Origin of the sequence: Psittacicella melopsittaci, from assembly GCF_003585925.1 — a bacterium.
GTDB lineage: Bacteria > Pseudomonadota > Gammaproteobacteria > Enterobacterales > Psittacicellaceae > Psittacicella > Psittacicella melopsittaci.
On record NZ_NRJH01000015.1, the window covers coordinates 1 to 23,002 of the forward strand.

Consider the following 23,002-nt stretch of genomic DNA (forward strand, 5'->3'; position numbering starts at 1 on the left):
CAGGTTACTGATATGAGGGGCATGTTTAGTGGTGCCTCATCTTTCAACCAAAACATTGGCAACTGGGATGTATCTTATGTGAATAATATGTGTTGGATATTTAGTGGTGCAACACCCTTCAACCAAAACATCGGTAACTGGGATGTATCTAAGGTTACTGATATGAGAGGGATGTTTAGTGGTTCCTCATCTTTCAACCAAAACATCAGTAACTGGGATGTGTCTAATGTGACTAATATGTGCTGGATGTTTAAAGGGGCTTCATCATTAAACCAAGATATAGGCAACTGGGATGTTTCTAAGGTTACTAATATGAGTTGGATGTTTTGCGAGGCTACTTCATTCAACCAAAACATTGGCAACTGGGATGTTTCTAAGGTTACTAATATGAGTTGGATGTTTTGCGAGGCTACTTCATTCAACCAAAACATTGGCAACTGGGATGTTTCTACTGTTTATGATATGCGTAGGATGTTTAGTAATGCCTATTCATTCAACCAAAACATTGGAAACTGGGATGTTTCTCAGGTTACTACAATGGAAGAGATGTTTAAAGAGGCTACTTCATTCAATCAAGATATCAGTAACTGGAATATTGCAAGAGTTTGGGATATGGAACAAATGTTCTATAACGCTAAGCAATTTGATTGTGATTTAAGTAAGTGGGAAGAATTTGATATTCGCAATAAAAATGAGATGTTTACCAATGCAGATAAATATCTTGCTTCCCAAAAAGAAAGAACTAAGTATCATGGAGTTAACTTTACCGATATAACTTTTAGTGAACTTCCTCTTGTATTACAAACAAAAAGAATTAACGCAAAATATAATCGCATTATTTTCACTAACCCTGACAAGCTTAAACTCTTTTTAGATGAATATATCGACAAGTTTAATAAACTAAAAGGTGAACCTTTAGATCTTAGCTTCATAGATATTTCCCAAATCGAAAATATTGACTACCTCTTTGCTTCTCCAGAGTATAAAGAGGCAATTATAAAGCAAACATGGCGAGCTACTAATTATCCAAAACGAGAACTTAATGTAGATATAAATAGCCTTGACTTTAGTAATGTTAAATCTATGCAAGGTACTTTTGCAGGGACTAGAATTCACACTCCAATTAAACATCTCAATGTCTCTAAAGTTGAAAATATGAGTTTCATGTTCCTGAGTGCTACTTTTAATCACCCAGAAAACAATCTTAGTACTTGGGATGTATCTCAGGTAAGAGATATGAGTGGTATGTTTGAAGACACAGACTCATTTAATGAAAATATCGGTAACTGGGATGTTTCTCAGGTTACAAATATGAGTTGCATGTTTGCAGGAGCTACAGCCTTTAATCAAAATATTGGTAGCTGGGACGTTTCGCAAGTAACAAACATGAAGCAAATGTTTGAAGAGGCAATTTCTTTCAACCAAAATATCGGTAACTGGGATGTATCCCAGGTAAGAGATATGAGTTGCATGTTTGCGGGAGCTACAGCCTTTAATCAAGATATTGGTAACTGGGACGTTTCGCAAGTAACAAACATGAAGCAAATGTTTGAAGAGGCAATTTCTTTCAACCAAAATATAGGTAACTGGAACGTTTCTCAGGTTACAAATATGGAAGAAATGTTTAAAGAAGCAAAATCATTCAACCAAGATATAGGTAACTGGGATATCTCTAATCTTAGCACCCTAAGTCGCATGTTTGAAGGAGCTGCTTCATTTAACCAAAACCTCGATAATTGGAATGTGTCTAATATTGCCAATATGAGTCGAACCTTTGCCAGAGCTACAGCATTCAATAAAGATCTTGGAAGCTGGAATGTAGCAAATGTTACTAATATGAGTCGAATGTTCTATCGAGCTAGATCTTTTAATAAAAAGATTGGTAAATGGGATGTATCTAAGGTTACTGATATGAGCAGTATGTTTAACTTTGCTACATCCTTTAATCAAAATATTAGTAACTGGGACGTAAAAAATGTTACTAGTATGAATGGAATGTTCTACGGTGCTCGTCAATTTGAATGGGATTTAAGTAATTGGAATATTTCTGAGAGTTGCAATCAAGAGGATATGTTTACCGATGCTAATAAATACCTACTAGCTTGTAATGAACGAGAAAAATATAACGGGGGTAAATTTACTGATATTGCTCATGATGAGTTACCAATAGAACTACAAGAAAAGCCGATCAATCCTCGTCACATAACAATAACATTTACTAACAGTAGTAAGCTCAAAGAGTTTTTAGATGTATATATTGACAAGTTTAATATTGAAAATGGCAAACCTTTAGATCTAAGTTTTATCGATATGAAACAAATCGAAAACGTAGACTTCTTATTTGCTCCTGATTCATATAAAGAAATAATTTTAAATAACATAACCAAATATAATTTGGATCCTCAACGCAAACTTAATATCGACTTTAATAGTTTAAACTTAAGTAAAGTGATCTCTATGCGAGGTACTTTTGCTGGAACTATAATCCAAAACTCACTAAAAAACCTAGATGTGTCTAATGTTCGCAACATGGAAGGATTATTCTTTGGGGCAACTTTGGCTAATCATGATGAAGATCTTAGTACATGGAACGTATCTAAGGTTACTAATATGAGGCGAATGTTTAAAGATGCTACTTCTTTTAATAAAGATATAAGTAGCTGGAATGTAGAAAATGTTATAAACATGGAAAGTATGTTTTCTAGAGCAGAAAGCTTCACTAGCGATCTAAGTAACTGGAACGTGAGTCAAGTTACTGACATGGCATATATGTTCAACCAAGCGACAAAATTTAATAGTGATTTAAGTCAATGGGATGTTTCTAATGTAACAAATATGAATAGCATGTTCCAAGAAGCTTCAAGCTTTGCTCGTGATATCAGTAACTGGAATGTAAGTAAAGTTACAGATATGACATGTATGTTTAACCAAGCTACAAAATTTAACAGTGATTTAAGTAGTTGGAATGTTGAAAACGTTACAAACATGACAGCTATGTTTAGTGAAGCTAAAAACTTTACTAGTGATCTAAGTAACTGGAATGTTAGCAAAGTTACTGTAATGTCATTCATGTTTAACAAAGTGACAAAATTTAACAGTGATTTAAGTCGCTGGGACGTTTCTAATGTTACAAAGATGGATAGAATGTTCCAACTTGCTTCAAATTTTACCAGTGATCTTAGTAAATGGAACGTGAGTAAAGTTACAGATATGACGTGCATGTTTCTCCACGCGACAAGATTTAACAGCGATTTAAGTCAATGGGATGTTTCAAATGTTACTAGTATGCACGGAATGTTCGAGAAAGTTTCAAACTTTACTAGTGATCTAAGTAACTGGAATGTGAGTAAAGTTAAAGATATGAAATGTATATTTAACCAAGCTACAAAATTTAGCAGTGATTTAAGTCGCTGGGATGTTTCTAATGTAACTATTATGAATGGAATGTTTCAATTAACGGAAAACTTTACTAGTGACCTTAGTAACTGGAACGTGAGTAAAGTTACAGATATGGCATTTATGTTTAACCAAGCGACAAAATTTAACAGTGATTTAAGTCGATGGAACGTTTCTAAGGTTACAAATATGAAAGCTATGTTCCAACTAGCTACAAACTTTACTAGTGATCTAAGTAACTGGAACGTAAGTAAAGTTACAGATATGACATGTATGTTTAACAAAGCGACAAAATTTAATAGTGATTTAAGTCGTTGGAATGTTGCAAATGTTACAAACATGAAAGCTATGTTTAATGAATCTAAAAACTTTACTAGTGATCTAAGTAACTGGAACGTGGGTAAAGTTACTGATATGTCACATATGTTTAAACAAGTTAAATTTTTTAATAGCGATCTAAGTCAATGGGATGTTTCTAATGTTACAAATATGTGCAATATGTTCCAAGAAGCTGAAAATTTTTCAGGTAAGCAGAGTTTTATAGATAATTTATTTATGTTTAATATAAAAAAAGGTAGTGATCTAAGCAACTGGAACGTGAGTAAAGTTACAGATATGTCATTTATGTTTAACAAAGCGAAAAAGTTCAATAGTGACCTAAGTCAATGGAACGTTTCAAATGTTACTAATATGAAAGGAATGTTCCAAGAAGCAGAAAACTTTAATAGCGATCTGAGTAAATGGAACATTTCACGTGTTCGTGACATGAGCTACATGTTTTTTGGTGCTTTGAGGTTTGAAGGAAATATAAGTTCATGGAAATACTCACTTAATGTAAATAGAAATAACATGTTCAAAGAAGACTGATAAGTCCTAGAGGAAGATCTAGATAAAATGAATATAATTTGCTTAATAGATCTTTTTACAGAAGACTCTCTTATTTACAGCGATAAAATACTTAAACTAGTGATACTCGTGATAAAAAATAGCAAAGAGTTTTCCGTATACCTAATCATTAGCCATATTAATAGTTAAGCTCTGGATCTAAAATCTCTAGACCTAGATTTATCCAAATTCTTTATAGATAATAAAGATGAGGTACTAATCCTTTTACACTTATCAGCTCTAACTTGTAGCTAAACAAAAAAATAACCAGAGTCTTGTGACTCTGGTTAACCTTTAGCAATATCAAACTTATATTAACTTCCTTTAGCCAGCAAACTTAAATAGTTTATGAGAATTCAACAAGCTAAATTTCTTTTGAAAAAGAAAAAACCTCTTTTTTCTTCCTAAAATCTATACTCTAAAATCCATTTTAACTCTCTATACTTCTCTTGTTTTCCTAACCAAAACTCCCGCAACCTCCTCTTGTTATCCTCATCAAAACTCCCGCAACCCCCTCTTGTTTTCCTCACCAAAACTCCCACAAACTCCTCTCCATTTTACTAATCAAGAAAGCCAAATAGCACCTCTTTATTGTTATAATATTTAGGGTAAATATAAAATAAATTTCCTGCTTTATTTACCTATTTAACTAGTCTCAACTTACTCTTTTCTTTACCTTTTATCTTCAAGATAAATTAGGTAATTTAATATTAACTTTTAGCTTATTTAATCAACTATGACAAAAAAATCTTTCTTTTCACGCTTTAAAGAATTCGCGACAAATATCACTAATTCCTTTCGTAAAGAAATTCATTTAACCGATATTAGCTTTGCTGAGCTTCCTGAGAAAGTAAAAGGTGAGAGAATCGATCCGAATTTTGTACGTCTTACTTTTACAAATAATGAACACTTAAAAGCTTTCCTCAATACATATATTAAAAAGTTCAATGATCCTGAAGGAGAACCTTTAGACTTGAGCTTTATTGACATGTCGCAAATAGATAATATAGATTTTCTCTTTGCTGACAAAAACTACCTCAGTGTAAATAGTGACCTCGTTGAAAATTTAACCGTTTATGAATATAAACAAACTCAAGCAAGACTGTTAAACATCAACTATGAAAGTCTTGACTTTAGTAATGTTAAATCCATGGTAGGTACTTTTATGGGAGTTGAGATTGTCAATGACATTAGTAATCTCAATGTCTCTAATGTAGAAAACATGGCTCTCCTGTTTAATCATGCTCTCTTAAAAAACCCACAAATTGATCTCGGAAAATGGAATGTTTCTAAAGTAAGATCTATGGAATTTATGTTCCAAGAAACCTACTTTGAAACCCCACAAAACTTAAATGCTTGGAACGTATCTAGTGTAGGCAATATGTCAGGTATGTTCTTCAAAGCAGTAAATCTCTCTAACTTACAAATTGCAAACTGGCAAGTTCATAATGTTCTTTATATGTGCGCCATGTTCTATGAAGCTGATAGCTTTAATAGTGATATTAGCGAATGGAACCCCGCTAGAGTTACTAATATGAGTTGGATGTTCCATAAAGCAATAACATTCAATAAAAATATTGCTAACTGGAATGTTGCCAATGTCACAAATATGCACGCCATGTTTGATAGTGCCCAAGCCTTCAACCAAAATATCGGTAACTGGGATGTATCTCGTGTTACTGATATGGCAAGAATGTTTCATAAAGCAGAAAAGTTCAACCAAGATATCGGCAAGTGGAATGTTTCTCGCGTTACTGATATGGCAAGAATGTTTCATAAAGCAGAAAAGTTCAATCAAAATATTGCCAACTGGAATGTGGAAAATGTTGTAAACATGGGGCAAATGTTTGAGCACGCAAAAGATTTTAACCAAAATATTGGTAATTGGAATGTTTCTAAGGTTACTAATATGCGTTGGATGTTTAGTGGAGCTACAGCATTTAATCAAAACATCGGCAATTGGGATGTTTCTAATGTTGAGAATATGAATAGCATGTTTAGCAATGCTACCTCATTTAATCAAGATATCAGTAACTGGAATATTGCCAAAGTTTGGAATATGCAACGCATGTTCTATAACGCTAAACAATTTGATTGTGATTTAAGTGATTGGGAAGAATTAGATATTCGTAAAGATGAGATGTTTACTAATGCAGATAAATATCTTGCTTCCCAAAAAGAAAGAACTAGGTATCACGGTATTAAATTTACCAATCTAACTTTTAGTGAACTTCCTCTTGTAGTACAAGCAAAAAGAATTAAAGCAAAATATAACCGCATTATTTTCACTAACCCTGATAAACTTAAACTCTTTTTAGATGCATATATCGACAAGTTTAATAAACTAAAAGGTGAACCTTTAGATCTTAGCTTCATAGATATTTCCCAAATCGAAAATATAGACTACCTCTTTGCTTCTCCTGAATATAAAGAGGCGATTATAAAGCAAACTTGGCGAGCTACTAATTATCCAAAACGAGAACTTAATGTAGACATTAATAGCCTTGACTTTAGTAATGTAAAATCTATGCAAGGTACTTTTGCTGGGACTAATATTCATACTCCAATTAAACATCTCAATGTCTCTCAAGTTGAAAATATGAGTTTCATGTTCCTGAGTGCTACTTTTAATCATCCAGAAACTAATCTTAGTACCTGGGATGTATCTCAGGTAAGAGATATGAGTGGTATGTTTGAAGATACAGACTCATTTAATGAAAATATCGGTAACTGGAACGTTTCTAATGTTACAAATATGAGTTGCATGTTTGCAGGAGCTACAGCCTTTAATCAAGATATTGGTAACTGGGACGTTTCGCAAGTAACAAACATGAAGCAAATGTTTGAAGAGGCAATTTCTTTCAACCAAAATATCGGTAACTGGAACGTTTCTCAGGTTACGAATATGGAAGAAATGTTTAAAGAAGCAAAATCATTCAACCAAGATATAGGTAACTGGGATATTTCTAATCTTAGCACCCTAAGTCGCATGTTTGAAGGTGCAGCTTCATTTAACCAAAACCTCGATAATTGGAATGTGTCTAATATTGCCAATATGAGTCGAACCTTTGCCAGAGCTACAGCATTCAATAAAGATCTTGGAAGCTGGAATGTAGCAAATGTTACTAATATGAGTCGAATGTTCTATCGAGCTAGATCTTTTAATAAAAAGATTGGTAAATGGGATGTATCTAAGGTTACTGATATGAGCAGTATGTTTAACTTTGCTACATCCTTTAATCAAAATATTAGTAACTGGGACGTAAAAAATGTTACTAGTATGAATAGAATGTTCTACGGTGCTCGTCAATTTGAATGGGATTTAAGTAATTGGAACATTTCTGAGAGTTGCAATCAAGAGGATATGTTTACCAATGCTAATAAATACCTACTCGCTTGTAACGAACGAGCAAAATATAACGGGGGTAAATTTACTGATATTGCTCATGATGAGTTACCAACAGAACTACAAGAAAAGCCGATCAATCCTCGTCACATAACAATAACATTTACTAACAGTAGTAAGCTCAAAGAGTTTTTAGATGTATATATTGACAAGTTTAATATTGAAAATGGCAAACCTTTAGATCTAAGTTTTATCGATATGAAACAAATCGAAAACGTAGACTTCTTATTTGCTCCTGAATCCATTCAATCTTCAATATTAAACGGTACAGTAACTTCTTCATGGTTAGTAAAACGTGCACTCAATTTAGACATTAGTAGTTTAGATTTTAGTAATGTAAAATCTATGAAGGGAACTTTTGCGGGTACTATAATTCAATGTTCTCTAAAAGACCTTGATGTGTCTAATGTTCGTAATATGCACTCGTTATTCCATAGTGCAACATTTAATTATCATGATGTTGGTCTTAGTACTTGGGAAGTTTCTAATGTAACAAATATGCACGCAATGTTCCAACTAGCGGAAAACTTTACTAGTGATCTTAGCAACTGGAATGTTAGTCAAGTTACAGACATGGCTCATATGTTTAACGAAGCAACAAAATTTACTAGTGATTTAAGTGGTTGGGATGTTTCTAATGTAACAAATATGAATAGCATGTTCCAAGGAGCTTCAAGCTTTACTAGTGATCTTAGTAACTGGAACGTTAGCCAAGTTACAGACATGGCACATATGTTTAACTGCGCGATAAAATTTACTAGTGATTTAAGTCGCTGGGATGTTTCTAATGTAACAAATATGCACTCAATGTTCGAGCTAGCTACAAACTTTACTAGTGATCTTAGCAACTGGAACGTGAGTCAAGTTACAGATATGACATCTATGTTCAGCTACGCAACACATTTTAACAGTGATTTAAGTCGCTGGGATGTTTCTAATGTTACAAATATGAGAAGCATGTTCCAAGAAGATTCAATCTTTACTAGCGATCTAAGTAACTGGAACGTGAGTCAAGTTACTGACATGGCATTTATGTTCAACAAAGCGACAAGATTTAACAGTGATTTAAGTCGCTGGGACGTTGGTAAAGTTACTGACATGGAATTTATGTTTAACGAAGCTATTGAATTTAACAGTGATTTAAGTGACTGGGATGTTTCTAATGTTACAAATATGAGCACCATGTTCCAAGAAGCTTCAAGCTTTACTAGCGATCTAAGTAACTGGAACGTTGGAAAAGTTAAGAACATGGAGTGGATGTTTAACAAAGCGACAAGATTTAATAGTGACTTAAGTGGCTGGGATGTTTCTAATGTAATAAATATGAAAGCTATGTTCCAATTCGCTTCAAACTTTACTAGTGATCTTAGCAACTGGAATGTTAGTCAAGTTACAGATATGAAATCTATGTTTAGCCAAGCGACAAGATTTAATAGTGATTTAAGTCGCTGGGACGTTGGTAAAGTTACAAACATGGAATTTATGTTTAACGAAGCGACTGAATTTAACAGTGATTTAAGTGACTGGGATGTTTCTAATGTTACAAATATGAGCACCATGTTCCAAGCAGCTTCAAGCTTTACTAGCGATCTTAGTAACTGGAACGTAAGTAAAGTTACGAACATGGAATTTATGTTTAACCAAGCGACAAACTTTAATAGTGATTTAAGTCGCTGGGATGTTTCTAATGTAACTAATATGAGCACCATGTTCCAAGAAGCCTCAAGCTTTACTAGCGATCTAAGTAACTGGAACGTAAGTAAAGTTACTGACATGGAGTTTATGTTTAACCAAGCGATAAGATTTAATAGTGATTTAAGTCGCTGGGATGTTTCTAATGTTACAAATATGAACTCCATGTTCCAAGAAGCTACAAATTTTAGCAGTGATATTAGTAACTGGAACGTAAGTAAAGTTACAAATATGGCATTTATGTTTAACAAAGCGAGAAGATTTAATAGTGATTTAAGTCGCTGGAATGTTTCTAATGTAACAAATATGAGAGGAATGTTCCAACTAGCTACAAACTTTAGCAGTAACCTTAGCAAATGGAACGTAAGTAAAGTTAAAGACATGTCATATATGTTTAGTAACGCTACTACATTTAACAGTGATCTAAGTCAATGGGATGTTTGTCAAGTTAAAAATATGTCATGTATGTTCGCTGATGCTGTTCAATTTACAGGAGACTTAAGTGCATGGAAGTACTCTCGTCGTGTCAATAGATATAACATGTTCATTGGTGCCGATAGATACCTCCACCTACAAAAAGAAAGAAACATAAGAAATGGTCAACACTTTGTTGATATTTCTTTCTATGATTTACCTTATGAACTACAACAGCAAAGACTTAATCCTTCTAGAATAAAGATTACATTTACTAATAAAGATAAGCTCAAAGAATTTTTAGATGTTTACATAGATAAGTTTAATGATATTCGTGGCTTACCTCTAGATCTAGGTTTTATTAAACTAAATAACATATTCGAAATAAATTATCTCTTTGCCAACCAAGATTATATTAAACGTCTAAATTCACCTATAGAAGAGCTGTTAAAACCTTCAAATATTTCTAAGAGACATTTAAATATCGACTTTTCTACTTTTGATATAAGTAATGTCTATAACATGGAAGCTGCTTTTGCTGGAACGGTAATCCACTCGGATCTAGGCAAACTTGATGTTTCTAATATTAGAGCAATGAATTTCCTTTTCTTTGAAGCTGAACTTACATATCAACGTAATTTAGGAAATTGGAATGTTTCTAATGTATATAGTATGAGATACATGTTTAGTGTAGCTAAAATTTCCCATGTACTTAATATTAACCGTTGGGACGTCTCAAAAGTAGTACAAATGGAAGGTATGTTCGCTCTCTGTTTAGGTTTTAATGAAAACTTAACCAACTGGGACGTTTCTAATGTTAAGAGTATGGCAGGGATGTTCCTTGGAGCTATGCTCTTTAATGGTAATATTTCTAACTGGAATGTAAGTAAAGTAACCACCATGGTTGCTATGTTCCAAGGAGCTTTAAATTTCGAAGGTAATTTACGCAATTGGAATGTTTGTCGGGTTAGCGAATATGGGAAGATGTTTGAGTTTGCCATAAAATTTCCAGCGGTAAATGCTCCTAGATTTGTTCAAAATGTCTATACCGATATTGACTATAATGCCTTACCAAATAATCTCAAAGTAAGAAAAATTTCTCCAGGTGAGGTAATTCTTAAATTTACAAACTTAGGAAGCTTAAAAACTTTTCTTGATGAGTATATCCGCCGATATAACAATATTCATGGTGCTCCTCTTGATCTAAGCTTTATTGATATGTCTTTAGTTAACCGAGCAGATTTCCTCTTTGTTAACAAAGAAATTATGAATAATTTAGATCTTGACGAAAATCTAAACTTTAGAACTATACCTGATATCAATAAAACCTATCCTTTAAATATTGATTTTAGTAGTCTAGATTTTAGTAGCGTACACTCTTTAAATGGAACCTTTATGGGAGTAGAGTTATACGGTGATATAACTAAGCTTAATGTAATAGGGGCATTAATTATGACTCATACTTTCCATGGAGCTATCTTTAGAAACCCAAATATTAATCTAAATAAATGGGTATCCTTTGCTACTCAAGATATTTCATTTATGTTCTATCGTGCCCAATTAAATAATCATAAAGATTTTAGCAATTGGGAAACAAACAATATCGTAAACATGAATGCAACTTTTGCTGAAGCAAAAAATCTTTTTGGATTAAATATTGCTAATTGGAATGTTTCTAATGTAGTTTCTATGGCGGGAATGTTCATAGATAGTGAAGGTTTTAATAGTGATATTAGTAACTGGAATACTCAAGCTGTAACCAACATGTCACACATGTTTGAAAACTGTAACCATTTCAATAGAGATTTAAGCAGATGGGATGTGTACAATGTAACCAGCATGGAAAAAATGTTTTCAGGAGCCCAAGCATTTAATGGTAACTTAAATAAATGGGATGTTTATCAAGTTACTAATATGAAATGCATGTTTGAAAATGCTGAATCATTTAATCAAGACTTAAGCAACTGGGAAGTTGACAATGTTACAGATATGGCAGGCATGTTCAGTCAGGCTACATCATTTAACCAAGATATAGGTAGCTGGAATGTATCTAGTGTTTATAATATGGCTGCTATGTTCTTTGGGGCTAGTAGATTTAACCAAGATATCGGCAAATGGGATGTTGCAAATGTTAGGGATATGGCGGGAATGTTTGCTTTAGCTGAATCATTTAACCAAGATATCAGTAATTGGGATGTATCTAATGTTACTAATATGAGGGCAATGTTTGGGGGAACTATTAATTTTGTGCAAAATATTAGTGGTTGGGATGTATCTAATGTTACAGATTATCAAGAATTTACCCACAACTATTTATTAAAAGCATTAAACTTTATCCCTCATAAATTTAATAATTAACCTGGCTATGCTCTAGCCTAATAAGGATAAAATTAACGCAACCAGAGTCTTATCCCAACTCTCTTTGCTTGAAGCTTATCCATAAAATGAGGAAGAGGTTTTCTTGCTAAAATCTTTTATCTCGAGAAAAAGCACCCAAATTTTTTAAAATTTGGGTGCTTTATTTTTGTGAATGCTTTCTGAATAAAGTGGTAAGGATTGCAAGTAAAGTAACATTATCCTTAATAGGGAAATTAGGAGTTCATTCTAATAAGCAAATAGAAAAATTGCTATAATGATATTTATTGATGTTAATTTTATATAGGAGTGATTATATGAAAAATACAAAAACATCAGTTGAACCAGAAATCGCTTTCTTGGTGATCCGTGCATTAGAAAAGTATGGTCTAGACTTTAAATTAGAACAAGCTCCTCTAAATACTGAAATCGATAATGCCCTAAAAGAGTATGAATCAAAAAGCGGGGGTAAAGGCGGCAATCGTCCTGACGTAAAACTTATCCTTAAAGAAAGAAACTTAAAGGACTGGCCTGTATTAATTGAGTATAAAGGTTATAAAGATCGACTGGAAAAACTTGATGCAAATGGTCAAGTAGACAATCGTAAAGCTAATAATATCAGCTCATATGCTGTAAATGGTGCCGTACACTATGCCAATGCACTCCTCCACTACACTGGTTATACCGATGTAATTGCTATAGGTGTAACTGGATATAGAGACTCTCTAGGAAAACTGTGTATACAATTAGGGGCATATTATGTCTCTAAGGATAACTTTGGTGTAGGACAAAAAATCATAGAGTCTTCTGGTTACGACTTCGAGGTTGATTTACTTTTTTTAAAACAAGAATATTTTGATGAATTTGTAAATAATATCTACTCCTTAAAATTAACCGCAGAAGAAAAAGAACAGCTCAAAGAGAAGCGAGAAAAAGAAATCGAAGCTAGCTTAGTTAAACTAAACAATGATATCTACCAAAACGAAAAAGGTCTAGGGGAAAGCGATAGAGTTTACTTAGTAGCAGCTTCAATTATTGCTACTCTTGGTATCCCAAATGAAGTTAGCCCTTTAAGCAAAGATGAATTAAAGTCCAAAACCGAAAAAGAAGAAACAGACGGTAAAATCATTAGTCGTAAAATCCGTTCTTTTTTAGATAAGAAAAATATCCCTGAAAGCAAAAAAAACCTTATTACTAGTACCCTAGAAAGTACTCTTCTTAGTGAAAACATTAACACACCTGTTAACGGAGAAAGTCAGCTTAAACGTGTGTTTTGTAAAATAGTTGATGACCTAGGTATTTACTATAAAATTGGTTTAAATACTGATTTTACAGGAAAACTCTTTAATGAAATGTACTCTTGGTTAGGTTTTACCCAAGATAAGTTAAACGATGTGGTTTTAACTCCTTCATATGTAGCAACCCTACTGGTAAAACTTGCTCGTGTAAATAAAGATTCTTATGTTTGGGACTTTGCGACAGGTTCAGCTGGATTGCTCGTAGCTGCCATGAATGAAATGCTCGAAGATGCCAAAAGAGAAATTAAATCTCCTGAAGCATTAAAAATTAAAGAATGTGAGATTAAAGCCGAACAGTTACTAGGTATTGAACTATTACCTTCGGTATACATGTTAGCGGTGCTAAACATGATTATGATGGGGGATGGATCCTCAAATATTATTAATGAAGACTCATTACAGTTCGATGGTAAATATGGTTTTGGCAAAGACAATGAGAACTTCCTTGCTGATGCCTTTGTGTTAAATCCCCCTTACTCTGCCGAAGGTGGGGGAATGATTTTTGTCGAACAAGCTTTGAAAAAAATGAAGCGAGGTGGTTATGCAGCAGTTATTATTCAAAATTCAGCAGGAAGCGGTAAAGCTAAGAAAATAAATAAGAGAATCTTAAAAAATAATACCTTAGAAGCTAGCATTAAAATGCCAGTAGACTTATTTATAGGTAAATCTAATATACAAACCTATATCTATGTTTTTAATGTAGGTTTCCCTCATAAAAATGAAAAATATGTTAAATTTATAGACTTTAGTGATGATGGTTATACTCGTTCAAATCGTAGAAAGTCTAATAGCAACTTAAAAGATACAGGTAATGCTAAAGAAAAATATCAAGAAGTTATCGATATAGTTGTAAATAATAAAGCAAAAGAAGAGTTAAAGTTTTTACCTGCTTCAGCTGTTCACATTGATAAAATCGATGTAAATAGTGGTGAAGATTGGAATAAATCTGCACCTATGGATCTCAAACCAAGTCTAGAAGACTTTAAAAAAACTATTGCCGATTATCTTTCTTGGGAAGTAACCAACCTACTCAATAATGCAAGCTTAGATGAGCAAAAGCAGGGAAAATAACTGCCTCACTCCAGCAAAAACTCTCTGCTGTAGAGTGGGGCGAATATAAAATAGATGATCTATTTGAGGTTAAAGCTTCGCGAAGATATCATGCTGGTAAGATGACTTTTGTTCCTCGAAGTGAAAACACCTTTGAGTTTATTGGCAGAACACAAGTTAATTATGGGGTTCAAGGATATATAAATAAAATTGACACAGAACCAAATGAAGCTAATTGCATCTCAATTAGCCAAATAGGTGCTTCTCAAGCTCAAATAAGAAAACATAAATGGTACTCGAGCTCAAATATCTTTATTCTTACCCCAAAAATAAAAGAACTACTCAATCAATTTACTATAACTTCTATAAATCATACCTTAACTAAATATAAGGGATACACTAACTTTCCAACACTAGATAAATTTAAAAATGAAACTATTTTACTTCCTCGTAAAAAGGGTGTAATAGACTTTGAATTTATCGAAGGTTTTATAACTGAACTCGAGTCTTTAAATAGAGCAAAAATCCAAACCTATCTCCAAACAAGAGGATTAGATAACTACCAACTTTCAGAAAAAGAAAGTAAAGCTCTAGAAGAATTTAATAATATCGAGTGGAAAGAGTTTAAAATAAATGAATTGTTTACTAGTCAAAGTGGTGATTTTGATATTCAGAAAAAACATATCAACGAACTCGGTGATTATGTTATTACTGCAGGCTTAAATAATAATGGTATTTTTGGAAAAACCGATGTTAAGGCAAAGATTATTCCTGGCAATACCATAACTATTGATATGTTTGGTCACTCCTTCTATCGACAATTCCAATATAAAATGGTTAGGCATGCAAGAGTTTTTGCTTTAATACCAAAATTTAATATGAGCCAAAATCAAGGTCTATTTTTCTCTAATTCATTTAGGTTTTTAACAAGTCTTTTTAGTTATAATAATATGTGTTCTTGGGATAGAATTCAAAACCTTAATATTCTTCTCCCAACTAAAAACAGTCAAGTTGATTTTGAGTTTATTGAAACCTACATCTTAGCTCTAGAAAAACTAGTAATTAAAGATTTAGTTCAATTCACTAATAATAAAACAACTTCTTCTCAAAACCTCTCTTTTTAGTTATTTATCCTAAAATAAGCCCTTCTTGCCTTACGGCAAGAGGGGCTTATACTCATCTATAAAGGGTTCATTATTTAAATTAGTGATCAACTAAAATCCAGTAATAAAGAAAACCTACTGATCCTTTTACATATATCAGCTCTAACTTGTAACTAAACAAAAAACCAGAGTCTTGCCCTTAGCAAGAAAAATACTTAAGGGGGGAATTAATAGATCACTCTAAAAATCAAAATAAAAAATTGATATAATTGTATTTTAGTATCTTCGTTAATTTTTATTTGGAGTATAAAAATGAAATCAACAAAAGTGTCAGTCGAACCACAAGTAGCTGATCTGGTTAACGGTTGGCTAAAAGCATACGGTTTAGACTATAAATTAGAACAAGAATCGTTAAATACTGAAATTGATAATGCCCTAAAGGAGTATGAATCAAAAAGCGGGGGTAAAGGAGGAAACCGTCCTGACGTAAAACTTATCCTTAAAGACAAAAACTTAAAGGACTGGCCTGTATTAATTGAGTATAAAGGCTATAAAGATAAACTGGAAAAACTTGATGCACATGGTCAAGTGGAAAATCGTAAAGCTAACAACGAACCTAACTACACCAATATTAACTCATATGCTGTAAACGGTGCCGTACACTATGCTAATGCTCTTCTCCACTATACAGGCTATACCGATATAATTTCGATTGGTATAACTGGATATAGAGACTCTCTTGGAAGGCTATATATATATATAGGGGCATACTATGTATCTAAAGATAACTTCGGTATAGGGCAAAAAATTGATGATTTTTCTGATTTATCTTTCTTAAAGCCAGAACACTTTAATGATTTTGTTAATAAAATACACTCCTTAAAATTAACCACAGAAGAAAAAGAACAGCTCAAAGAGAAGCGAGAAAAAGAAATCGAAGCTAGCTTAATTAAGCTAAACAATGATATCTACCAAAACGAAAAAGGCCTAGGGGAAAACGATAGAGTTTACTTAGTAGCAGCTTCAATTATTGCTACTCTTGGTATCCCAAATGTAGTTAGTCCATTAAGCAAAGATGAATTAAAATCCAAAGAAGAAGAAAGCGAAGACACTGACGGTAAAATCATTAGTCGTAAAATCCGTTCTTTTTTAGATAAGAAAAATATCCCTGAAAGCAAAAAGAAACTTATTATTCGTACACTAGAAAATACTCTGCTTAGTGAAAACATTAACAAACCAGTTAATGGAGAAAGTCAGCTTAAACGTGTATTTAGTAAAATAGTTGATGACCTAGGTATTTACTATAAAATTGGGTTAAATACTGATTTTACAGGAAAGCTCTTTAACGAAATGTATTCATGGCTCGGCTTTACTCAAGATAAGTTAAACGATGTGGTTTTAACTCCATCTTATGTAGCTACTTTACTTGTAAAACTAGCCCGCGTAAACAAAGATTCTTATGTTTGGGACTTTGCTACAGGTTCAGCTGGATTGCTCGTAGCAGCCATGAATGAAATGCTCGAAGATGCCAAAAGAGAAATTAAATCTCCAGAAGAATTAAAAATCAAAGAGTCGCATATTAAAGCATACCAACTTCTTGGCTTAGAAATCCTGTCATCAGTTTACATGTTAGCGGTGCTAAACATGATTATGATGGGGGATGGATCTTCTAACATTATTAATGAAGATTCATTGATTCAGTTTAATGGAAAATATGGTTTCGGCAAAGATAATGAACACTTCCCAGCTGATGCCTTTGTGTTAAATCCACCTTACTCTGCTGACGGAAATGGAATGATCTTTGTTGAGCGTGCTTTATCAATGATGGAAAAAGGTTATGCCGCAATTATTATTCAAAGCTCATCAGGAAGTGGTAAAGCTATTAACTATAACAAGAAAATCCTTAAACGTAATCGTCTCCTTGCAAGTATAAAAATGCCAATAGATTTATTTGTGGGTAAATCTAATGTTAGTACGAATATATACGTTTTTAAAGTAGCAGAAGCTCATGAAAATGATTTTCCTGTACTCTTTATCGACTTTAGCAATGATGGCTATACAAGAACAAACCGGAGAAAGTCGAGCAATAACTTAATAGATACAGATAATGCAAAAGCTAGATATCAAGAAGTTGTTGATATTGTTAAATTCGGTAAGAGAAAGCAAAAACTTTTAACTGACTCTGAGTGCTACGAAGGATATATAGATGTAAATAGAGGTGATGATTGGAATCAGTCTGCTCCAGTTGATCTAAAACCTAAGATCGATGAATTTAAAACAACTATTGCCGATTTTCTTTCTTGGGAAGTATCTAACCTACTCAAAGATTCAAGCTTCGATGAGGAAAAGCAGGGAAAATAATAGCCTCACTCCAGCAAAAACTCTCAGCTGTCGAGTGGGGCGAATATAAAATAGATGATCTATTTGAGAAAATTAATACTAAAAAAGTTAAAAACTTAGAGGGTAACTTACCTGCTACAACCGCAATTATTAGTAACAACCAGATTGGTAGATATGTTAATACAGAAGGTTGTACTATTTTAGAAAATGTTTTCTCTGCTACAGCAAATGGTTTTGGTAAAACTTTTTACCAACCACATAAGTTTACTGTGCTACAAGATAGTTATGCTTTTAGGTTTAAAGATCCTAGTATCAAAATAGAAAAAGTTCATCATTTTATTACAACTTCCTTAAATAGGGTATATCAAAAATATGATTGGACTAATAAATCTGGGTGGGCAAAAGTAAAAAATGAAACTATTTTACTTCCTCGTAGAAATGGCGTAATAGACTTTGAATTTATCGAAGACTTTGTAACTGAACTCGAGTCTTTAAATATAACAAAAATCCAAACCTATCTCCAAACAAGAGGATTAGATAACTACGAACTCAATGAAGAAGAAATAAAAGCTCTTGCTTCATTTGAATCTTTAGAGTGGGGTGAGTACCAAATTGCAGAATTATTTGAAAAAATAGCCACAAACAAAGTACAAAATAAAGAAGGATCTTTACCTGCGACAACCGCAATTATTAGTAATAACCAGATTGGTAGATATGTTAATGAAGAAGGTTGTACTATTTTAGAAAATGTTTTCTCAGCTACGGCAAATGGTTTTGGTAAAGCATTTTATCAACCACATAAATTTACCGTGCTACAAGACAGCTATGCATTTAGGTTTAAAGATTCTAGTATCAAAATAGAAAAAGTTCATCCTTTTATTACAGCAGCCTTAAATAAGGTGTATCAAAAATATGATTGGAGTAATAAATCAGGATGGGAAAAAATTAAAAAAGAGTATATTCTTCTCCCAACTAAAAACGGTCAAATAGATTTTGAGTTTATTGAAACATACATCTTAGCTCTAGAAAAACTAGTTGTTAAAGACCTTGTTAAGTTTTCTCATAGTAAAACAACTTCTTCTCAAAACCTCTCTTTTTAGTTATTGTCCCTAAAATAAGCCCTTCTTGCCTTACGGCAAGAGGGGCTTTTACTAATCTATAAAGTAATAAGCAAAACCTACAGATCCTTTTACCTTTATCATCTCTAGCTTGTACCTAAACAAAAAAAACCAGAGTCTTGCGACTCTGGTTAACACTTAACAATACAGAACTTAATAAAAGAATTAAATTCTCACAACAAAAATCCCCTAGTTAGTGAAGATTTTATTCTTTACTTACATTGCTTGCTTTAAGCTAATAAAAGGACTAAAGCAAATAATGCAATTCCTAGGTTTACTTTTGTTGTTACTAGTAAAGGAAAAAATAAAATTCTTTCCTTTCTCCTAGATTTTTGCAATCTAAAAGATACTCTTATGCATAGAAAAAAGTTATACAATTACTTTTAAGCAAAATAAGATATGTACCTTTAAGAATTAGATAAAATTTATTGTTGCTTGTAAGTCTAAGAAGCTTTACCTCTTACCTTAAAGAGATAAACTTCTAAAATAAGTTAGTATATTTAGGATGGATAATAGTTTAGGGTATCCTTTCTTTTCTCCTTCCTATTATAAGGCAGTTACGTTAAAAGATAAATGTGCCCCTGTTTAAAACATCAGTGAATGCCATTCAACAATCTAGCAAGCTAAACTTTTTAACTAGTTTGCTCCCTGCCTCTGAGCTAAGAGAATCATAACAAGATCTTTTGCTTTAACTTAAACCAACACCCTTCAAGCTTTTTTAAACTTTGCTACTTTTGCAAAAAGTTTTGAGACTAAAGACAAAAAATAAAGTACCCCTTAGCAAAAACTAAGAGGTACTTTATTAAATTTATTTTATTCTAAAACGAGGCGGTTTATTTTCTTCTTTAAGGCTAATTGCCTCACTAAAAATATCATCCCATTCAATTACCTTCCTAACATTCCAGTTGCTAAGGTTTTGATTGAATTTGGGAGTTTCAGAAAACATAAAGCTCATGTCAATTACTTGAGATACATCCCAGTTACCTATATCTTGGTTAAATTCTCTAGCCGCTACAAACATAAGGCTCATATCAGTTACCTTAGATACATTCCATCTGCCTATATCTTGGTTAAATGCTCCAGTATCAGCAAACATACCACTCATATTAGTAACCTTAGACACATCCCAGTTAGCTATATTCTGATTAAAGATAGACGCACTAGTAAACATTTGACTCATATCTGTCACCTGAGACACATCCCAGTTGCCAATATCTTGGTTAAATGCCTCAGCATGAGCGAACATACCACTCATATTAGTAACCTTAGACACATCCCAGTTAGCTATATTCTGATTAAAGATAGGCGTATTAGCAAACATTTCACTCATATCTGTAACCTGAGATACATCCCAATTACCAATATCTTGGTTAAATGCTTCAGCTTGAGCGAACATACCACTCATATTAGTAACCTTAGACACATTCCACTTGGATATATCTTGATTAAACTCAGCAGCCCCTGTAAACATAAAGCTCATATCAGTTACCTGAGATACATCCCAGTTGCTTATATCTTGGTTAAAGAACGATGCCTTAAAAAACATAAAGCTCATGTCAGTTACTTGAGAAACGTCCCACTTCCCTATATCTTTATCAAACTCCTCGGCACATCTAAACATACAAGACATATTAGTAACCTGAGATACATCCCAATTCCCAATATCTTGGTTAAACTCAAGAGCTTCACTAAACATATAACTCATATCAGTAACTTTAGCAGTGTTCCACTTGCTAATATCACTATTAAATTTAGAAGCCCCAAAGAACATACCTTGCATATGAGTTACATTACTTACATCCCAAGAGTTAAGCTCGGGCTGAGCCTCAAAACTAGCTCCACTGAACATAAAAGACATATCTTGTACTTTACTAACATCCCACTTACTCAGATCCAGTTGACTAGTTGTAAATTCAGCCTCACTAAAAAGGTAGCTCATGTTTTCTACATTAGCAACATTGAGACTATCAAGAGGATTCATAATCTTTACCCCCATGAAAGTACCTTCCATGGATTTTGCCTTACTAAAATCAAGACTAGCATAGTCAATGTTGAGTTTGCTTACATTGACTTCATAAATATAAGTAATATCATTGTTTGGGCATTTATTAACAAGTATATCTTTAGGATTAGCAAAGAGAAAATCTAAGTTATCTACTTGTGATATATCAAGAAAACTCAAATCTAAAGCTTTACCTTTAAGCTTATTAAACTTTTTTATATAAGAGTCAAGAAACTCTTTTAAGCTCTCTCGATTCGTAAAAGTAATACGAACTAAACTAGAGTCTAGAGGAGCAGACTTTAGCTCTTTAGGCAGTTTGCTAAAAGTAATATCAGTAAACTCTTTGAGTTGAGATAGAGGTTGCTCTAGACTAGGGTTTACTTCTGAAGAAGTCGCTAAATGAGATAGTTTGTCTTTTTTATGCATAGGATTATTTAGGGTTACAGTTTTTGTACAAAAGAGAAAAGCCTCTAAAATTTTTTTCTCCTTAATTATAGCAATAAAAGTTAAATAATGAGATTAATTAACGGCAAACAACAAACAACAAACAACAAAAAAACTAGCTATCCTTTTGCATTTTCCCTATCTATATAGACTAAACTTAAAAATCCCCCTGCTTAACAAGCAAAGCTAAATTTTAGCCAAAAAAATAACCAGAGTCCAAGGACTCTGGTTAACACTTAACAATACAGAACTTAATAAAAGTATTAAATTCTCACAACAAAAATCCCCTAGTTTATGAAGATTTATTCTTTTTTCCTTATCTACAAAAGCAAATAAGGTAAACTATCTGGGTTTATTTTTGTTGTAATCTAGTCGGAAAGCGGTCTTTCTTTCCTAGCTAGATTCTGAAAAAACCTTCTAAGGTTTTATAACAAAGTAAACGCGTATTCGGGTTATTTTTAATCTTTTCGTAAATATTATACTCCCTGAGTCCTAATTAATAAAGGTAGTTTGGTTTAATAGACATTTAAATTAGATTCAGTAATAGCACTTACTTTGCTTCTGAACTTTTAAAACCAAGCTAGATTACTTAGTATCTAAAAAAGCCGTAGACCTAAGTCTACGACTAATGATTTTACTTCAAATTATGCTTTGTAGTTAGCTCTCTTCAAATGCCACACGAGCTTTTTCTTCAATAGCGTCACTTACCCAAAGTTTAGTAGTAACAAATATCTCTTGACGAAGAATACCACTGCGTTTAATTGAACGTCCTACTACTTCCTCATTGAAGTAAGCCTGAGCCGTATCTATTAGACGATAACCGTCTTTTAAAGATTGTAATACTACTTCTTCACATTGTTCTTGATCGGTTACTTGGAATACCCCAAAACCAAGCTGTGGCATTTTAACGCCGTTATTTAAAGTTACATAAGGGTAGTTTGCATTTGTGTTTGACAAGATTTGTTTCCTTTGTTGATTTAAGCTATGTTGTTTACAAGAATTCTTATAGATAAAGAACAGCTAGAGAAAAATAGCTTAATCTATAACAAGCTACTGAAAAAATCAGCAAAGGCAATCACTATAGTTACCCTAAAGCACAGCTAAAGTAAAGCAAAGAAAAGCAAAGAAAAGAAAAGCAAAGCAAAGTAAAAAAAGCAAAACAAAAAAAATACCTAGAGCTTGGCTCTAGGTATTTAATGGTTTGAATATTTATAAAAAAGATCTTGAGCTTGTAGCCAAGATCTTACACATTGAGAATAATTTGCTTAATTACGCTTTTTAGTTCGAAGCGATTATCTTATAAGGGGTAAATAATCGTGAACTAAAATACTAGATGGCTCTTTCCATCTAATTCAATAAAAAAACACTGCATAGTATGCAGTGCATTTTTGTAACAAAGTGGCGGTCTGGACGGGACTCGAACCCGCGACCCCATGCGTGACAGGCATGTATTCTAACCAGCTGAACTACCAGACCACTAAAAAATTAATTTGGCGATG

8 protein-coding genes and 1 tRNA gene are annotated in these 23,002 nt (G+C 33.0%); 6 read left to right on the plus strand and 3 right to left on the minus strand.

Features of this window, described 5'->3' with window-relative positions; translation table 11 throughout:
• From CJP74_RS01865 to CJP74_RS01890, 6 genes are all read left to right on the plus strand, one after another.
• Positions 1-4,263: BspA family leucine-rich repeat surface protein (locus CJP74_RS01865; RefSeq protein WP_119496583.1), on the plus strand; the 4,263-nt coding region annotated here is incomplete at its 5' end.
• 754 nt (positions 4,264-5,017) lie between these two features.
• Positions 5,018-12,151: a BspA family leucine-rich repeat surface protein gene (locus CJP74_RS01870; protein WP_119496584.1), complete on the plus strand. Its 7,134-nt coding sequence runs from the start codon at positions 5,018-5,020 to the stop codon at positions 12,149-12,151.
• A 314-nt stretch (positions 12,152-12,465) separates the two neighbouring features.
• Positions 12,466-14,517 (plus strand): HsdM family class I SAM-dependent methyltransferase, encoded by a 2,052-nt coding sequence (locus tag CJP74_RS01875; RefSeq protein ID WP_119496585.1) that lies wholly within the window; start codon positions 12,466-12,468, stop codon positions 14,515-14,517.
• The gene (locus tag CJP74_RS01880) at positions 14,514-15,620 is read left to right on the plus strand and encodes a restriction endonuclease subunit S (protein ID WP_282432506.1); all 1,107 of its coding nucleotides are present in this window, start codon (positions 14,514-14,516) and stop codon (positions 15,618-15,620) included. Before CJP74_RS01875 ends, CJP74_RS01880 begins: the two co-directional genes overlap by 4 nt.
• A 291-nt stretch (positions 15,621-15,911) precedes the next feature.
• Positions 15,912-17,960, plus strand: a complete 2,049-nt coding sequence (locus CJP74_RS01885) for an HsdM family class I SAM-dependent methyltransferase (RefSeq protein WP_119496587.1) — start codon at positions 15,912-15,914, stop codon at positions 17,958-17,960.
• The gene (locus CJP74_RS01890; protein ID WP_282432507.1) at positions 17,960-19,039 is read left to right on the plus strand and encodes a restriction endonuclease subunit S; all 1,080 of its coding nucleotides are present in this window, start codon (positions 17,960-17,962) and stop codon (positions 19,037-19,039) included. Before CJP74_RS01885 ends, CJP74_RS01890 begins: the two co-directional genes overlap by 1 nt.
• An 826-nt stretch (positions 19,040-19,865) precedes the next feature.
• On the opposite strand, the gene CJP74_RS01895 is transcribed toward CJP74_RS01890, so the two are convergent.
• The 3 genes from CJP74_RS01895 to CJP74_RS01905 all read right to left on the minus strand — a co-directional run bounded on the left by CJP74_RS01895 (position 19,866) and on the right by CJP74_RS01905 (position 22,979).
• Entirely contained in the window at positions 19,866-21,485 is a 1,620-nt protein-coding gene (locus tag CJP74_RS01895) for a BspA family leucine-rich repeat surface protein (protein WP_119496589.1), read from the minus strand.
• Positions 21,486-22,160: 675 nt separating this feature from the next.
• Positions 22,161-22,460, minus strand: coding sequence for an aldo/keto reductase (locus CJP74_RS01900; protein ID WP_427909961.1), 300 nt, complete (start codon positions 22,458-22,460; stop codon positions 22,161-22,163).
• Positions 22,461-22,902: 442 nt separating this feature from the next.
• A tRNA-Asp gene (locus CJP74_RS01905) sits at positions 22,903-22,979 on the minus strand.
• Between the last annotated feature and the right edge of the window lie 23 nt (positions 22,980-23,002).